12 protein-coding genes are annotated in these 16,803 nt (G+C 39.5%); 11 read left to right on the forward strand and 1 reads right to left on the reverse strand.

Features of this window, described 5'->3' with window-relative positions:
- Nucleotides 1–104 precede the first annotated feature (104 nt).
- The 9 genes from GVN22_RS12650 to GVN22_RS12690 all read left to right on the forward strand — a co-directional run bounded on the left by GVN22_RS12650 (nt 105) and on the right by GVN22_RS12690 (nt 13,024).
- Nucleotides 105–1,418, forward strand: a complete 1,314-nt coding sequence (locus GVN22_RS12650) for a gluconate:H+ symporter (protein ID WP_166551392.1) — start codon at nt 105–107, stop codon at nt 1,416–1,418.
- A gap of 108 nt (nt 1,419–1,526) precedes the next feature.
- Entirely contained in the window at nt 1,527–2,885 is a 1,359-nt protein-coding gene (locus GVN22_RS12655; protein ID WP_166551393.1) for an alpha-L-fucosidase, read from the forward strand.
- Between the two features lie 162 nt (nt 2,886–3,047).
- Nucleotides 3,048–3,536, forward strand: coding sequence for a RidA family protein (locus GVN22_RS12660; RefSeq protein ID WP_166551394.1), 489 nt, complete (start codon nt 3,048–3,050; stop codon nt 3,534–3,536).
- 129 nt (nt 3,537–3,665) lie between these two features.
- Nucleotides 3,666–4,835 carry a D-TA family PLP-dependent enzyme gene (locus tag GVN22_RS12665; RefSeq protein WP_205690880.1) on the forward strand — a complete coding sequence of 390 codons (1,170 nt, stop codon included), beginning with the start codon at nt 3,666–3,668 and terminating at the stop codon, nt 4,833–4,835.
- Nucleotides 4,836–4,935: 100 nt separating this feature from the next.
- A complete protein-coding gene (locus GVN22_RS12670) occupies nt 4,936–6,009 on the forward strand; it encodes a dipeptidase (RefSeq protein ID WP_166551395.1) in 1,074 nt (357 codons plus the stop codon).
- Between the two features lie 78 nt (nt 6,010–6,087).
- Entirely contained in the window at nt 6,088–8,361 is a 2,274-nt protein-coding gene (locus tag GVN22_RS12675; RefSeq protein WP_255494269.1) for a family 20 glycosylhydrolase, read from the forward strand.
- 429 nt (nt 8,362–8,790) lie between these two features.
- A complete protein-coding gene (locus GVN22_RS12680; protein WP_166551397.1) occupies nt 8,791–10,536 on the forward strand; it encodes a GMC family oxidoreductase in 1,746 nt (581 codons plus the stop codon).
- A 327-nt stretch (nt 10,537–10,863) separates the two neighbouring features.
- A complete protein-coding gene (locus GVN22_RS12685; protein WP_166551398.1) occupies nt 10,864–11,526 on the forward strand; it encodes a gluconate 2-dehydrogenase subunit 3 family protein in 663 nt (220 codons plus the stop codon).
- Between the two features lie 265 nt (nt 11,527–11,791).
- A complete protein-coding gene (locus GVN22_RS12690) occupies nt 11,792–13,024 on the forward strand; it encodes a serine hydrolase domain-containing protein (RefSeq protein ID WP_166551399.1) in 1,233 nt (410 codons plus the stop codon).
- Between the two features lie 135 nt (nt 13,025–13,159).
- Here GVN22_RS12690 and GVN22_RS12695 read toward each other — a convergent pair whose 3' ends face one another.
- Entirely contained in the window at nt 13,160–14,839 is a 1,680-nt protein-coding gene (locus GVN22_RS12695; RefSeq protein WP_166551400.1) for a hypothetical protein, read from the reverse strand.
- A 268-nt stretch (nt 14,840–15,107) separates the two neighbouring features.
- On the opposite strand from GVN22_RS12695, the gene GVN22_RS12700 reads away from it, so the two are divergent.
- On the forward strand, nt 15,108–15,653 hold the full coding sequence (locus GVN22_RS12700) for a nuclear transport factor 2 family protein (protein ID WP_166551401.1): 546 nt from the start codon (nt 15,108–15,110) through the stop codon (nt 15,651–15,653).
- Between the two features lie 384 nt (nt 15,654–16,037).
- Nucleotides 16,038–16,760, forward strand: coding sequence for a YebC/PmpR family DNA-binding transcriptional regulator (locus GVN22_RS12705; RefSeq protein ID WP_166551402.1), 723 nt, complete (start codon nt 16,038–16,040; stop codon nt 16,758–16,760).
- Nucleotides 16,761–16,803: the final 43 nt, after the last annotated feature.

The following is a 16,803-nucleotide window of genomic DNA, read 5'->3' on the forward strand; positions in this document are numbered from 1 at the left end:
TTTAGCGTGTGAATAATGTGTAAAGGTGATTTTTTGACTACAGAATAAAACAATTAGAAAATTAAAGTAATCTCATCACTTTTAACTCTGCACTCAAAATTCCTATGATTTTATTGCTTGTAATTGCTTGTATTGGACTATTGGTGCTACTGATTACTGTTGCGAAGTTCAATCCATTTTTGGCTTTTTTGATTACCTCCTTAGTGGCAGGTATCAGCATGGGAATGCCACTCGAACTCATCAGCAAGTCTATCCAAAAAGGAATAGGCGACATGTTGGGCTCATTAGTTGGGGTAATTGCCTTAGGGGCTATGTTGGGCAAATTGGTGGCTCAAAGTGGCGCTGCACAACGTATTGCCTCAGTCATGATGGGACTTTTTGGCGAAAAATACATCCAATGGGGCTTAGTTTGTACAGGTTTTATTATCGGAATACCCCTATTTTATAATGTAGGTTTTGTGTTGATGATTCCTTTGATTTTTTCGGTGGTATATCAATACAAATTACCAGCTGTGTATATTGGCTTACCCATGCTGGCATCTTTGTCGGTGGCACATGGTTTCTTACCTCCTCACCCCTCGCCTGCTGCTTTGGTAGCGCAGTTTCATGCAGACATGGGGCAAACTTTACTGTACGGAATCATTATTGCGATTCCAACAATTATTATTGCTGGCCCGCTTTACTCTCTAACCCTAAAAAATATTTCCTCAAGTCCCAACTTGAGTTTTGCGACTACTTCCGAACCCAATCAAATTTTACCTAGCACCTTTCTAAGCTTTTTTACAGCCTTATTTCCTGTTTTTATGATGGCAGGAACCACTATTCTCACAAGTATTTTGCCAAATGATTCGCCCTTGATACCAGTTTGTAAACTGATTGGTGACCCTGCCATGGTCATGCTATTGGCAGTTTTGGTAGCAACCGCTACTTTGGGAGGGCTGACAAGTCAGGCGCTTTCCAAAACGATGAATACTTATTCTGAAGCGGTAAAAGATGTAGCAATGGTGCTCTTAATCATTGCTGGAGCAGGTGCTCTCAAACAAGTTTTTATGGAAAGTGGAGTAAGCGATACCATGGCTTCTCTACTAAAAAATGTCAGTATCCACCCTTTGATTCTTGGCTGGTTGATTTCCGCTTTTATTCGTGTATGCCTAGGCTCAGCCACGGTAGCGGGCTTAACTACCGCTGGAATTATGGCACCCATGATAGAGACGCTACAGGTAGACCCTAACTTAATGGTATTATCCATTGGTGTAGGTAGTTTAATGTTTTCGCATGTAAATGACCCTGGTTTTTGGATGTTCAAAGAATATTTTAACCTTAGTATAAAAGATACCATTCGCTCTTGGTCAATGATGGAAACCCTTGTCGCAGTTGTAGGTCTGATAGGTGTACTCATCATCAATTCCTTTTTATAAAACTGTTAAATAATAAGTCCAAGACTAAGTCTTGAGCTGGGAGTTTAGGCGATTATTCCGAAATCCAACATCCGATATCCGAAATGAATGTTTTTTAAAGCACATATTATGAAAAAGTTATTAGTTATTTTTTTACTCGTGTTGAGTTTTTCACCAATCGGAAATGCTCAAAAACAACAAGTTACCAACCAACCTGATAGAGTCAATTGGTTTCAAGACCTTGGCTTTGGCATGTTTATCCACTGGAATGTGGACGTTACACTCGGCGCAGTGATTAGCCACTCTTTAGCTGGGGCATCCACCGAATATGTCGAAAAATACATCAATGAGCTTCCTAAATACTTTAACCCCTACAAATTCAAACCTGAAGATTGGGCTAAAATGGCCAAATTAGCAGGAATGAAATATGTGGTATTCACCGCCAAACACCACTCTGGTTTTTGTATGTTCGATACCAAAACTACGCCTTTCAATGTAATGAATACCCCTCTGAAGAGAGACATTACCAAAGAACTCATCGAGGCTTTTCGCAAAGAGGGTATCGCTATTGGCTTGTATTTCTCCCCTGAGGATTTTTACTTTTTCCATAAAAACAATATTCCTATTGGTCGCTTGCAATTGCCTCAGCATTTTCCTGCTAAAAACCCTAGTTTGATGGCCTATGACAAAGAACAATTGAAAGAATTATTGACCAAATACGGAAAAATCGACATTCTATTTATCGATGGTCCAGGTGATGGTTTGAGAGAATACGCTTGGACAATCAATCCAGAATTGGTCATTACACGTGATTTGATGACTACGCCAGAGCAAAATACGCCTGACGAACCACTTCCTCGCCCTTGGGAAGCTAATTACACCATGGGTACTGACTGGCAATACAAACCCACAAACGACCCACATAAATCTGGTACAGAAATTATCAATATGTTGGTTGAAATGCGTGCTAAAGGAGGTAACTTTTTGTTGAACATAGGACCAAAACAAGATGGCGAAATCCAGATTGAACAAGAGGCTTTGCTACAAGAAGTAGCCCTTTGGAATTTTGCTAACTCAGAGGCTATTTACGCCGTAAAACCTTTGCCTATTGTACGTGAGGATAATGTTTGGTACACACAATCGAATGACGAAAAGTATATCTATGCCATTGTAAGAAGAGCTAATTGGCAAGATTGGAAATACGGTACTCGCAAAAACTTGGTATTAACGCACCTTGAAGGCAACGCTCAAACCAAAGTTTCGATTCTAGGATACAAAAGCGAGTTGGTAGAATACAAAGATGGCTTCGATGCAAGCACTTATGTTGCTCCAACTTCAATCGGATTAGTAGTAAGTGCTGTAAATGGACAACGTTTTTATACAAACAACCAATGGCCAAATGCAGTAGTGCTCAAAATCGAAAATGCGAAGTTTAGAAAATTAACACATACCAAAGTAACACAATCAACTTTGGATGGAGCTAAATAGAGGCTTGATGTTGGGTATTCTAGAAATAGTAAAGTGTTTTCCTAAATACCCAACTGTTTAAACGCTTTACAACCTTGTTTTTTCTCAAAAACCTTATTTATTTACACTCAATTTTTGAATTTTATTTTTAATTAATATTACATTTTCAATAAAAACTATTTTATGGAACAGTTGGTAGAACAATTAACCCCTTCAGAGGCATTTGCAAAATTAGGACTTTCATTACCTCCTGCCCCACTACCATTGGGCGTGTACAAACCATATCTTATCGACGGCAAATACTTATATGTTTCGGGTCATGGTCCTGTACAGGATGACAAAAGCCTCATTATTGGACGTATCGGTCGTGAGTTAGATATGGAAGAAGGCAAATTGGCTGCTCGTCAAGTGGGTTTGACCATTTTATCAACCATCCAAACACATTTAGGAAGTCTCGACCGTGTGAAGCGAGTAATCAAAGTGTTGGGTATGGTCAATTGTGTAGATACTTTCGAAAGACATCCATACATTATCAATGGTTGTAGTGAGTTGTTTGCGCAAGTTTGGGGCGAAGAAAACGGTATTGGCGTTCGTAGTGCGGTAGGTTTTGGTTCATTACCAGACAATATTCCAGTTGAAATCGAGGCATTGTTCGAGTTAGTAAGCGAATAAATGGTGAATTGAATGAGCGAAGTGTAGTGTTCGAAAGATTTCAAACAATTGCTGATTGGGGATTTCTGATTTCGGAAATATAAAAGGCTACCTTAATTTTTTGTAAAATATGATTCAAAAAATTGGGTTGTGCTTCCTTTAATCTTACAGAGCAATGTATCCGAAATCAAAAATCAAAAATCCACAATGGATAAAACTGCTTGGTACAACTTACAAAATTTAGATACCTTGGATACCCCCGCTTTGGTGTGGTATCCTTCGCGTATCGCTCAAAATATCGATACCTTGGTAACAATGCTACCAGAGGTAAGTCGACTTCGTCCGCATGTCAAAACGCATAAATGTCAGGAAGTAACCGAACTGATGTTGGCAAAAGGCATTACGAAATTCAAATGTGCTACCATTGCCGAAGCCGAAATGCTCGCAATATGCCAAGCACCTGATGTATTGCTGGCGTATCAACCAGTGGCTACGAAGTTGCAACGCTTTATCACCCTAATTCAAACTTATACTACTACCCAATTTTCCTGCTTGGTCGATGACTTGTCGGTTGCACAAGCCATCGCCACGGCAGCGATACAGCACGAGATCACGATAAATGTTTATATCGACCTAAACGTTGGCATGAACAGAACAGGAATCTTACCTCAAAAAGCCGAAGAACTTATTAATGCACTACTTGACTTAAAAGGTATTGCTGTAAAAGGACTCCATGCCTATGATGGTCATATTCGTGATAAAGATTTAGCATTGAGAACAGAAAATTGTCACCAAGCTTTTGTACCTGTATTTGCATTAGCTTCAGGATTTTCAGAAAAAGGAATAACCCTTCAAGTAGTAGCGGGAGGCTCTCCGACTTTTCCGATTCATGCTCAAAATCCACAGGTAGAATGTAGCCCAGGCACTTTTCCTCTTTGGGATAAAGGCTATAAGGATGCTTTTCCAGAACAAGCTTTTGAGCCTGCTGCTTTGGTTTTGAGTCGAGTAATTTCTCATCCGAGTACCAATAGAATTTGTATTGATTTAGGACACAAATCTGTCGCTGCCGAAAACGACTTGAACCGAAGAGTCCACTTTCTCAATGCGTCAGATGCTCAGTTTATCGGACAAAGCGAAGAGCATTTAGTGTTGGAAGTATCAGATATACAGGACTTTCCGATTGGTAAAGTTTTATATGGTGTACCAATCCATGTATGTCCAACAGTAGCCCTTTACGAAAGAGCCTATCTTGCAGAAAACCAATCTATTACTGATAGGTACTGGAAAGTTATTGCAAGAGACAGAAAGATAAATGTATAAATACAGCCATAAGCTCTAAGCCGTAAGCATTAGGCAAATTTGAAATTGTATTTTGCTTAATGCCTAAAGCTTACGACATAAAGCCTTTTTAAGAAATCCCATGTTCACTATAGATGCCCATCTCGACCTTAGCATGAATGCTATGGAATGGAATCGAGATTTAAGAAATACGGTATTTGAAATTCGTGAAAGAGAAATAGGTCTTTCCGATAAACCCGACCGTGCCAAAGGTACTGTCGCATTTCCTGAATTACGTAAAGGCAATGTAGGTTTGGTTGTTGCTACGCAAATCGCACGATATGTTGCTCCTGACAACCCACTCCCAGGCTGGGCGTCGCCCGAGCAGGCATGGGCACAGACTCAAGGGCAAGTGGCTTGGTATCAAGCTATGGAGGCTTGTGGCGAAATGGTACAAATCAATGATTTGGCTAGCCTAGAAAAACATCTTGCTCTTTGGTCAGATACCACTATTCCAAACGAACAGAAAGCTATTGGTTATATCCTAAGTCTAGAGGGTGCCGATTCTATCGTAACAGTTGACCATGTCGCCAAAGCGCATGAATATGGTTTAAGAGCTATTGGTCCTGCCCATTATGGTCCTGGTCGCTATGCGCAAGGCACAGATGCCACGGGAGGGTTGGGTCCGCACGGACGTGATTTGCTCAAAGAAATGGAACGACTCAATATCATCCTTGATGCTACGCATTTGTGTGATGATAGTTTCTGGGAAGCCTTAGACCATTTTCATGGAAACATTTGGGCGAGCCACAACCTTTGTCGTAGCTTGGTAAATCATAATCGCCAATTTAGTGACGAACAAATCAAGGAGCTCATCAATCGTGGTGCTGTAATAGGTGGAGCTTTGGATGCTTGGATGATGGTACCCAACTGGGTGAGAGGCGTATCTACGCCAGAAAACATGAACTGCAATCTGGAAGTAATGCTCGACCACCTCGACCATATTTGTCAAATTGCTGGTAATGCCAACCATATCGGTATTGGCTCTGACTTGGATGGGGCGTTTGGAAAAGAACAAAGCCCTTATGATTTAGAAACCATCGCCGATCTTCAAAAAATCCCCGATATGCTTCGTAAAAGAGGCTACTCGCAAGAAGATATTGAGAAAGTCATGCACGGTAACTGGTTAAGATTTTTAAGAAATGCTTGGAAATAGCAAGTGCAAGGGTAACGACCCTTGCACTTTTTTTTCATACAATAACCTCATCAATCAACAATATTGACACATTGTTTTATGTGCTCCAAAACTCTTTTTTCGCTTTTCTTCGCTTTTTTATTTTTGGGAAAAACTTCTGCCCAAAATACTATTTCTATCATTCCCAAACCCGTTGAAATGCAAATTTCGAAGGGTTATTTTAGGTTAGAAAAAAATGTTACTATCTCTTTGCAAAACTCTGCTTTGCAAGAAACTGCACAGTTACTTCGATTAGGAATACAACAAATCCGCCCGAGTTCTGTAAGTATAAAAAATAGCACTCCTAATGCAATAAAGGGCATTTCCCTAGCAATAGACAGCAATCGTGTAGTACAAAAAGAAGGTTATTCTCTTGCTATCAGCGCAACAGGAATCAAACTAATAGGCCATGATGCTGCGGGTGTTTTTTATGGTACGCAAACTCTTTTACAACTCATTCATCAACAAGGCAATCTTCCTTTTGTCCAAATCAAAGACTATCCAAGATTTGGTTATAGAGGTATGCACCTAGACGTTGGGCGACGTATTTTCTCGGTTACATTTCTCAAAAAATACCTCGATTTATTAGCGCTTTACAAATTCAACACCTTTCATTGGCACCTTACCGAAGATCAAGGTTGGCGCATAGAAATCAAGCGATATCCTAAATTACAAAGCGTAGCAGCCTATAGAAACGAAACCATTATTGGGCATAAAAAAGACTCGCCTCATCGCTTCGATGGTAAACCTTATGGAGGTTTTTATACTCAAGAAGAGGTAAAAGAAATCGTCGCTTTTGCCCAAAAACGCCATATTACAGTCATTCCCGAAATCGAAATGCCAGGTCATGCTCGTGCAGCATTGGCAGCGTATCCGCAATTAGGATGTACAGGTGGATCCTATCAAACTGCCACTTTTTGGGGAGTTTTCGATGATGTTTTTTGTGCAGGGAATGATAGTACGTTTACTTTTTTACAAAATGTTTTAGATGAAATCTTGCCACTATTTCCAAGCAAATACATACATATTGGTGGTGATGAATGTCCAAAAGTAGGTTGGAAAAGTTGTCCAAAATGTCAAAAACGCATGCAAGAAAATCATCTGAAAGATGAGCATGAATTACAGAGTTATTTTATCCAAAAAATGGAGAAATATCTGAACTCAAAAGGTAAAAACCTGATTGGCTGGGACGAAATTTTAGAAGGAGGCTTAAGTCCAAAAGCTACAGTAATGAGTTGGCAAGGCGAAGCTGGCGGTATTGCAGCAGCCCAACAGCATCACGATGTCGTTATGTGCCCCGAAAGTCACTATTATTTAGACTACTATCAATCTTTGCAAGCTTCAGAACCAATTGCAACTGCGGGTTTTACTCCTCTTGAAAAAGTGTATCGTTATGAGCCTATTCCAGCCATATTGAATCCAATAGAACAAACTTATATCAAAGGTATTCAAGGAAATGCTTGGTCAGAATATTTGGTATCTGAAGCACAAGCCGAATATATGCTTTTTCCAAGAGCTTTGGCGATTGCCGAAACAGCTTGGTCGCCCAAAACGCAGAAAGATTATGACGATTTTCTCCAAAGATTAAGACTTCAAGAAAAGGTTTTAAAACATCGAAAAGTACATTATTTTGACCGATATGAAGAAATTCAGGCTCGCCTTCAAACCAATACCAACGGTTCGGAGTCTATCTATCTGACAAGTTCTTTACCAAATGCCACTATCCGCTTTACGGAAGATGGCAGTCAGCCCAATACTCAATCCAACGTTTGGAAGAACGGACTTTCTATCTTTAAACCTACCCTTATCAAAGCTCAATTATTTGATAAAAATGGTGCGTATGGACAAGTTTGGGAACAATGGGTGAATGTTAATTTGGCGACGGGCAAAAGTATTACTTTCAAAAATGCACCTCAAACGCCCTATCTCCCAACAGATGCTTATGCTTTAAGTAATGGTATTATCGGTACACATCGATATAATACTGGACAATGGATAGGCTTTCGGGGTGAGGATTTAGAGGTAGTGGTTGATTTAGGCAAAAGTCAAAGTGTTCAAGAAATAGGCATCAGTGTTCTCAAATATCACTGGCAACGAATGTGGGAACCTACAGAACTTTCGTTTTGGATTTCGGAGGATGGTAAAGCTTATGAAAAAGTAGGTAGTTTTAAAGATTTTCCAGAAAATGCCATCAATACAGTATCTCTAAAAGTACCAAACAAAACCGCCCGATTTATCAAGGTAATTGGGGTCAATAAAGGCACTATCCCAGCAGGCGAATACGGTGCTGGTGCCAAGGCATGGTTGATAGTGGATGAATTGTTTATTTATTGATTGAGTGGCGAGGGTGTGATTTAGTGATTAATTTTCCTCAAAGAAGTAACGCCTTGCATCTCAGGCAAAGACGAAAGAATTTTCTAATCACTAAATCACAACTCACTCAATCGCTCCATAACAACCTCTCAATTAAAGGAATATGACAATATAGGGTAGGAATTTTTATAAAATGTCGTATTTTGCAGTTGTAAAATATGATCATAAAATTGGCATAATAAGATATGAACAGCTTGAACGAGACCTACAGCAATCTTCAAATAAAACTGTATCAACACTTGTAAGAGAAATTTTCGTATCATAATTTCATGCGCTTAAACCTTTAACCTTCGGGTTAGATTTCATCCAATTTTTGCAAAATATTTAATTTGGTAATCGAGCAAACGATTATCACAAAGCGAAATAATTACCTAAAAAGCTATAAAAACTATGTTTGATTTTCAAATCAAAGAAAACAACACCGTATTCGACGTGGTGATTGTTGGTTCGGGTGCTGGTGGTGGTATGGCTGCACATGAGCTTACCAAAGCTGGAGCAAAAGTCTGCGTTTTGGAAGCAGGTCAGCCCTTCGACCCTGCCGATCCTAAAAACATTACTCAACTCAAATGGCCGTACGAATCTCCGCGCCGTGGTGCAGGTACAACTCGTCCTTTTGGTGATTTTGATGCTGCTTATGGTGGCTGGGAAATCGAAGGAGAGCCCTATACGCGTGCCGCAGGAACGAAGTTTGACTGGTTCCGTTCAAGAATGGTGGGTGGTCGTACCAACCACTGGGGACGTATCTCTCTTCGTTTTGGACCTGATGACTTCCGCAGAAAAAGTATCGACGGATTGGGCGACGACTGGCCTATTGGTTATGACGATGTGAAACCCTATTATGACCGTTTGGATAAAATGGTGGGTATCTTCGGGACAGTTGAAGGCTTAAGAAACGAACCAGATGGTATTTTCTTGCCTCCTCCAAAACAACGTTTACATGAGTTGATGTTACAAAAAAGTAACAAACGCTTGGGTATTCCAACCATTCCGTCACGTCTTTCGATTTTGACAAAACCTATCAACAACGACCGTGGACAGTGTTTTTACTGTAACCAATGTGGACGTTCTTGTCAGGCTTATGCCGATTTCTCAAGTTCATCGGTATTGATTAAGCCAGCGCTCAAAACAGGTAATTTGACCATGATTACCTACGCAATGGCTCGTGAGGTATTGACTGACCCAACTACAGGTTTGGCTACTGGTGTATCTTATGTGAGTACGCTTGATATGCAAGAATACACTGTTAGAGGTAAAATCGTTATTTTGGCAGCTTCAGCGGGTGAAACAGCTCGCTTGTTACTCAACTCAAAATCTGCTCGTTTCCCTCAAGGTTTAGGTAACTCAAGTGGTATTGTAGGACGCTACATCAATGACTCAACAGGTGCTTCTCGTTCGGCGATTATTCCAGCTTTGTTTGACAGAAAACGTTATAACGAAGATGGCGTAGGCGGTATGCACGTGTACACTCCTTGGTGGGGCGACAACAAAAAACTGGATTTTGCTCGTGGTTACCACATCGAATACTGGGGCGGTATGGGTATGCCAGCTTATGGTTTTGGTTGGGGCATCGAAGGCATCAACGGTCGCTTCCCTACTCGTGAGGGTATTACCAAAGCGGCTGGTGGTTATGGTGCATCGTTGAAAGACGATTATCGTCGTTTTTATGGTGCTTACGTAGGTATGGCTGGTCGTGGTGAACCTATTCCTTTGGAAAGTAACTACTGTGAAATTGACCCGAATGTGGTTGATAAATTTGGTATTCCTGTACTTCGTTTCCACTACAAATGGAGTGAACACGAAATCAATCAAGCCAAACACATGCAAGATACTTTCGAGCAAATCATCCATGAATTAGGAGGTATTGCTTTGGGACCAAAACCTGGAGCTGACAGAAACTACGGTTTGGAAGACCCAGGAAAAATCATTCACGAAGTAGGTACTGCTCGTATGGGTAACGATCCTAACAAGTCGGTATTGAACAAGCACTGTCAAGCACATGATGTGAAAAACCTATTTGTTGCCGATGCTGCTCCATTTGTTTCGCAAGGTGACAAAAATGCCACATGGACTATCATGGCACTTTCAATGCGTACTTCGGAATATATTATCAATGAAGTGAAAAAGAAAAATCTATAGGACATGAGTGGGTAGCAGTGCTGAATTATGAGTTGCAAATTGGTCACATAAAGCCCTATTTACCAATACTTTACTAATTAATTTTGCATTACTATTTGCTTAGAGCATGTTAAAATTTTATAAGTCATTAAAAATAAAAAGTCTGTATTTAATTTTCTGAAATCCTGTTGTTTGAGCCGCAGGCGAGTTTAGGATTTCTTGACTTTCTTTTGTTACTTTTCTTGTGTCAAGACAAGAAAAGTAAATAGTGTCGATAGGAAATTTTGTTTTTATAACAAAAGCCAAATAAAATTTTCAAACATACTCTTATTCAAACCTTTTATTCAGATGAAAAGAAGAGATTATCTTAAAAATATTGGTTTTACTTCGTTGGGAATGGCAGTGCTTGGACCAGAAGTAAAAGCCGCAGAGTTGCTCGAACAGCAAAAGCCTATTAAAAAAGGCGCAAAGGCAGCATCTGCCAAATCGGACGACATCAAAATCCCTGGTGGTCGTACCAAAGATGAGGCTATTCGTGATGCCAAATTGATGGCTGAGAAGTTTTTCACTGAGCACGAAATGAAAACGATCACCATTTTGGTAGATATTATCATTCCAGCCGATGGCAAGTCGGGCAGTGCTTCACAAGCTGGCGTACCTGCTTTTATCGAATTTATCGCTAAAGATAGACCAAGCGAGTTTAAGACGCCATTGCGTGGAGGTCTTCGCTGGTTAGATTCACAATCAATCAAGCGCTTCAGTAAGGATTTTGTAGGTATTACGCCACAACAACGCATTGAAATTGTAGAAGACATTGCTTATCCTGCTAATGCCAAGCCACAGTTTTCGCAAGGCGTTTCGTTTTTCTCTCTCATGAGAAACTTAACTGCAACAGGCTTTTTCTCAAGCGAAATGGGTATTAAAGATATTGGCTATGAAGGCAACCGCCCTAACCAATGGGACGGTGTTCCTGAAAATGTCTTGAAGCAATATGGCTTGAGCTACGAATAAATTGTAATTTTGAAAAGGGTTTTAACAAGTGTTGTTAAAACCCTTTTTTATTTATTGTAATTATTTTTGGCAAATAGTTTTTTCGGAAGAAATATTGAAAAACATCACTTAGTGGTGTAAATTGCAATAGAGTTTTGAGCAAAACTTCTGAAAAAACAGATACGAAGTTTGAAAAATGAGATTTTACCGCCGACAAATCACATTTTTTTAGAATTCTCTCCTCCACTGAATAACATTATATAAAACATCCTTAATTTCTAGAGTTGTGACGCAGATTACGAAGCAGTTTTTTTACTTTACCTTATTAATCGTTTTGGGCATTGTTGCCTGTTCCCATCAGCCAAACCAGTGGGGTGATACCACCACAAACAGTACATCAGCACGCAATGACAGTATCGCCAAGCTTTTTGATGCTACCACAGCCTCTCGTAAAGCAGCTAAGTTGGATACTTTTTTCAGAAATCTTCAAAAAACTGCCAAATTCAATGGTGTAGTACTGGTTTCACAATATGGAAAAATTATCTACAAAGGAGCTTTTGGCTACAAAAGTTTTGCTAAAAAAGATACAAATACTACCGAAACGTTGTTTCAATTAGCCTCTGTTTCGAAGCAATTTACGTCGGTTGCTATTATGCAATTGCACGAGAAAGGTTTGATTAATTACAACGACCCCGTTTACAAATACATTCCGAGCTTTCCTTATGACCCAAGCATTACGATTCGTAGCTTGCTGACTCACTGCTCGGGCATTCCCAACTATGCGTATGCGCTCGACAAGGTTATCAATAAAAAAGAGCCTATGTCAAACGAGCAAATCGTAAACTTATTTGCCAAGCATAAGCCAGGGATTAATTATTTGCCTAATGCTCGCTTTAACTACAATAACTCCAACTATGTTTTGTTGGCCTATATCGTAGAAAAATTAACAAATATGTCTTTTAGAGAATATGCCCAAAAGCATCTTTTTGCACCTGCGGGTATGTCCAAAACCTTTATCTATGACCCTAGTAAGTCTGAGATGGTGGCCAATGCAGCCTTAGGATATACGCCAAGAAGAGGTGGTTACTGGCAAATTCCTTTCGATCATTTGGATGGCGCTGTGGGAGACAAAGGAATTTACTCGACGGTAGAAGATATGTTTAAGTGGGATATGGCATTGAATAGCGAAAAATTAGTCAAGCAAAGTACTTTACAAGAAGCTTTTGTTCCAGCGCATCATTTCAAAAATTTAATTAATAAAAACTATGGCTACGGCTGGCGTTTACAATTGATGGACGATGGTTCTTGGTTGACTTTTCATACAGGTTGGTGGCATGGTTTCAAGAACTATTATCTCCACAATCCAAAGGATAATTCCTCTATTATCATTCTTCAAAACGTAGCCAATCATGCTTTGGCACGTGTAAAAGTTGCGCAATCTATCTTATATCCTGATAAGGCTTGGTACTTTATGAAAGGTGAAGCATTCCCAGAAGAAGTTGAAGGCGGACATGAATAGTTTTGAGTGATGAATTAATCATCTCGGATATCAGATTTGGGATTTCGGAAGTAAAATTTAATTTTTAACACTTCCGAAATCCCAAATCTGCAATAGTTATAAATCCTTCATACAGCCGTTAATCCCACACGTTACTTATTGCTTTTTAACAAACTCGTACGCTTCAACACTTCCTTTTCTTGGCTGAAAAGTAATCGTATATTTTCTACCTTTTCTCAAAACAGGAATCGTCAATGTATTTGAATAGCTTGTATAGGTTTTGTTGATATTAATTGAAGCCAATATTTCGTCTCCTTCTTGCAGCCCTGCCTTGGCAGCTTCTGAATTGGGGTCTAGTCCTTTTACAATTTCTCCTTTTTGAACTTTCAATGGTTTGGCAAAGCCCAAATCAAATAATCCTGTTGTGATTTTCTTTACGGTATATCCTTCATAAATATCAGGTTCAGGAACAATTAACTTTCCACTTAGCATAGCCTTCCAGTCGTCTACTGCCCACTGTCCAACTGAGGTGGCCAAGAGCTTTTCCCATGTATCCTTTGTAACATATTCACCCGCCTGAGCTTGTTGGGTTATTCGGTTGATTAAACCTACAACAGTCGCTTGACTATGCGTACGCTTTAGTTTGGCTTCAAGATTGGCAAAATACATCGCTCCTCTTGAATATCCGATTGACCACGCATTTCGCCCCGACCACTTTACACTAGGTATATCTTTTTCCGAAACTTCACGAATTGCATTGGTATAATAAAGTGCAGCCTCCTCATTAATAAGCTTACCAAATTCTGTGGAAGTGTATAATCCAGCCTCAAGCGGTAATACCATACACAAATAATCTGCAATACCCTCGCTATACCAGTCATCTTCCCCTTCTTGTGCATGAAGACTTCCGACGAAAGCATGTACTGTTTCATGAGCTATCAAGGAGTGAATATCGGCGGTAGTGGCATCTTCGGTAGGTGGTAAATATAGCGTGTATCCTCCTATTACAGCAACGCCACTGGCGAGTGGACCACCATCGTAAGTTCGGATAAAAATTCTGAAAGGACTCTCAGAATTTCCATTCAGACAGTTACGCAAATGCGCATATACTTTTTCGACCCAAACAGCAGCCTGTTTCATTTCGTCTGGTTTTCGTCCTAACGCATACAAGCTAAAGCCTTTATCTCGACCTTTATCAGGATGGGTAAACATTTTTCCTACAATAAACTGGCAAAACATCAAATCGCCTAAATCAGTTTTGATCTGGCAATCATTCTCTCCTTTTGAAGTAACAGCGATAAAACCTTTGGGTAAATGCCATTTTAGAGATAAATCAACCGATGTAAGTGTTTCGGGATATAATAGAAAGCTCGTAAACGCTCCTGCTAACCCTCCTCCTGTAGCTTGTAAATCAATATGGGGTCCTCGACGCTTGGGAATAGATACCGCCACTGGTATGTGATAATCAATTTTAATAGTTTTTCCTTTTACTGCTCGATTCCCTTTCCAAACTTGAAGGTTTAAATCATTGATACTAGTGTCGGGATAAGCTCGATAGGTGACAGCTCCTTGGGTATCTGTGACAGAAAGCTGAGTTATAACATCCGTTGTTCTGTCCAAATAAGGGTGTAGCGAATTGAATAATAGTTTCAAATTATGCTCTTGATTTGTTTCATATTGCACCGAATACTGCACATGCAACCCTACGGCTTTTCCAGCCTTATCAAGGTCTGGACTTAAGTGAATTTCTTTGATAATAGGGAGATCTTGCGCTTTTATTGCTGAGGTAATTACTAGCCATAAAAGTAAAAATATGGTGCTTTTGCGAAATATCATAAAAAGAGGATTAAGACGGGGTGTATTGTAATTTAGCAGAAAACCGATAAAGAATCAATGACTATAAGCATTTTGTTGTTTAGAAATACAGAAAGCTTAATCGCTACTTGTACACTATTTGGATTAACTATACGTTTATAGTAAAGTTTAATCACGGATAAAGTGTACAAAACTTTAAAAATTACATATCTTTACAGCCCTAGGCATTCGTGGCATTCTTTTCGCTACAAATTTCCCAAAGCTTCAATAATCAAATTTTTCCAACATCATGAAGATTAAATCATTACTTCTCGGCTTATTAATGCTGGTAGGATTTCAAATCAAAGTGCAAGCGCAATCGGAAGATGAAGGTATCAAAGCCTGCATCAACAATTACCTTGATGGAGTAATGCAAGGTGATACCGCTCGTCTCAACCGTGCTTTTCATCCTACAGCTTTGCTTCGTAGTGTAAACACCAACACAGGAGCATTACAAGACCTTTCAGTTCGTAAGTTTGTGGCAACAACTCCAGCAGGTGGTATTCAAACTAGAGGTGGTTCGACCAAACTAGTTTCTTACTCTTATATTGGTGTTTCGGCTCTTGCTACAGTCGAACTTCGTTTTGGTGATTTCAAGTATGTGGACTTATTGAGCATGTTGAAGTTTGGTGACAATTGGAAAATTGTAAGCCGTGTGTTCAGCCGTGCCGATTTGGATGCTACTGTAAAAGGTACAGGCGCTGCACCAAGTGCTGGTGCTCCTGCTGCGTCTAAACCTCCAGTAGTGAAAAAATCAAGTGCAAATGTAAAACCAAAAGCTGATGATGGTTGGTAGTATTGGGGCTTAAGACTATTGGCTTTGAGCCGACAGCTTTTAACGTTTTAAAATACTTACTTGATCTTCAAGCTCTGAAATAGATGATAAGGTAACTAGGCATAGCTTAGTTACCTTTTTTATTTATTGACAGATTAAAACTATTCAAAAAATAAGTTCAAGTGTGGAACACTGGGACTAGATTACTAAAATCATTTTATTCCATTCTGAAATTCCCAACTACTTTTGTACCTTTGCATTCGCAAAAAATTACCCTTTAGGTCTACTTTATTTTTTGGAATAAAGTATCAGCCTAATTTCTTGATACATAAATTACTGAACATACGAAAAAGTCTGAAAATTGTATTTTTCTAGACCCACATCAATTTCAAATGACCAAATAAAATGGGAAGAGCCTTTGAATTCCGTAAAGCCAGAAAGTTTAAAAGATGGGGCCAAATGGCCAAAACTTTTACCAAAATCGGTAAAGATATTACAATCGCTGTAAAATCAGGCGGTCCAGACCCTACCTCAAACTCTCGTTTGCGTGCAATCATGCAAAATGCTAGAGCGGTAAACATGCCAAAAGTCAATATCGAAAACGCCATCAAACGTGCTACTTCGAAAGACCAAGAGGATTACAAAGAGATTGTATATGAAGGATACGGACTACACGGCGTAGCAGTCTTAGTAGAATGTACTACCGATAACACTAACCGTAGTATTGCCAACGTTCGTAGTTACTTTACCAAATGTGGTGGTAGCGTAGGTACTTCGGGTATGCTTGACTTTATTTTTGACCGTAAGTGTATTTTCAAAATTGCTAATAATGGTACAACTGACATTGAAGAGTTAGAGTTAGAACTTATCGACTTTGGTGCAGAAGAACTGTTCTTAGATACAGAAGCTAACCAAATCAATATTTATGGTGGCTTTACCGCTTTTGGAGCTATTCAAAAATACTTGGAAGAGCAAGGTTATGAAATTCAAGGTGCGGACTTTGAACGTATTCCTACTGATTTCAAAAAACTTACAGAAGAACAATCTGCTGATATTGAAAAGCTTATTGATAAATTAGAAGAAGACGATGATGTTCAGAACGTGTATCACAACATGCTTGTAGAGTAATATCAACAATGGTTTTCAAAATAAAAGGGAATAAAGCATGGCT

This window comes from Cellulophaga sp. BC115SP (assembly GCF_009905545.1).
GTDB classification, from domain to species: Bacteria; Bacteroidota; Bacteroidia; order Cytophagales; family Spirosomataceae; genus Flectobacillus; species Flectobacillus rivi.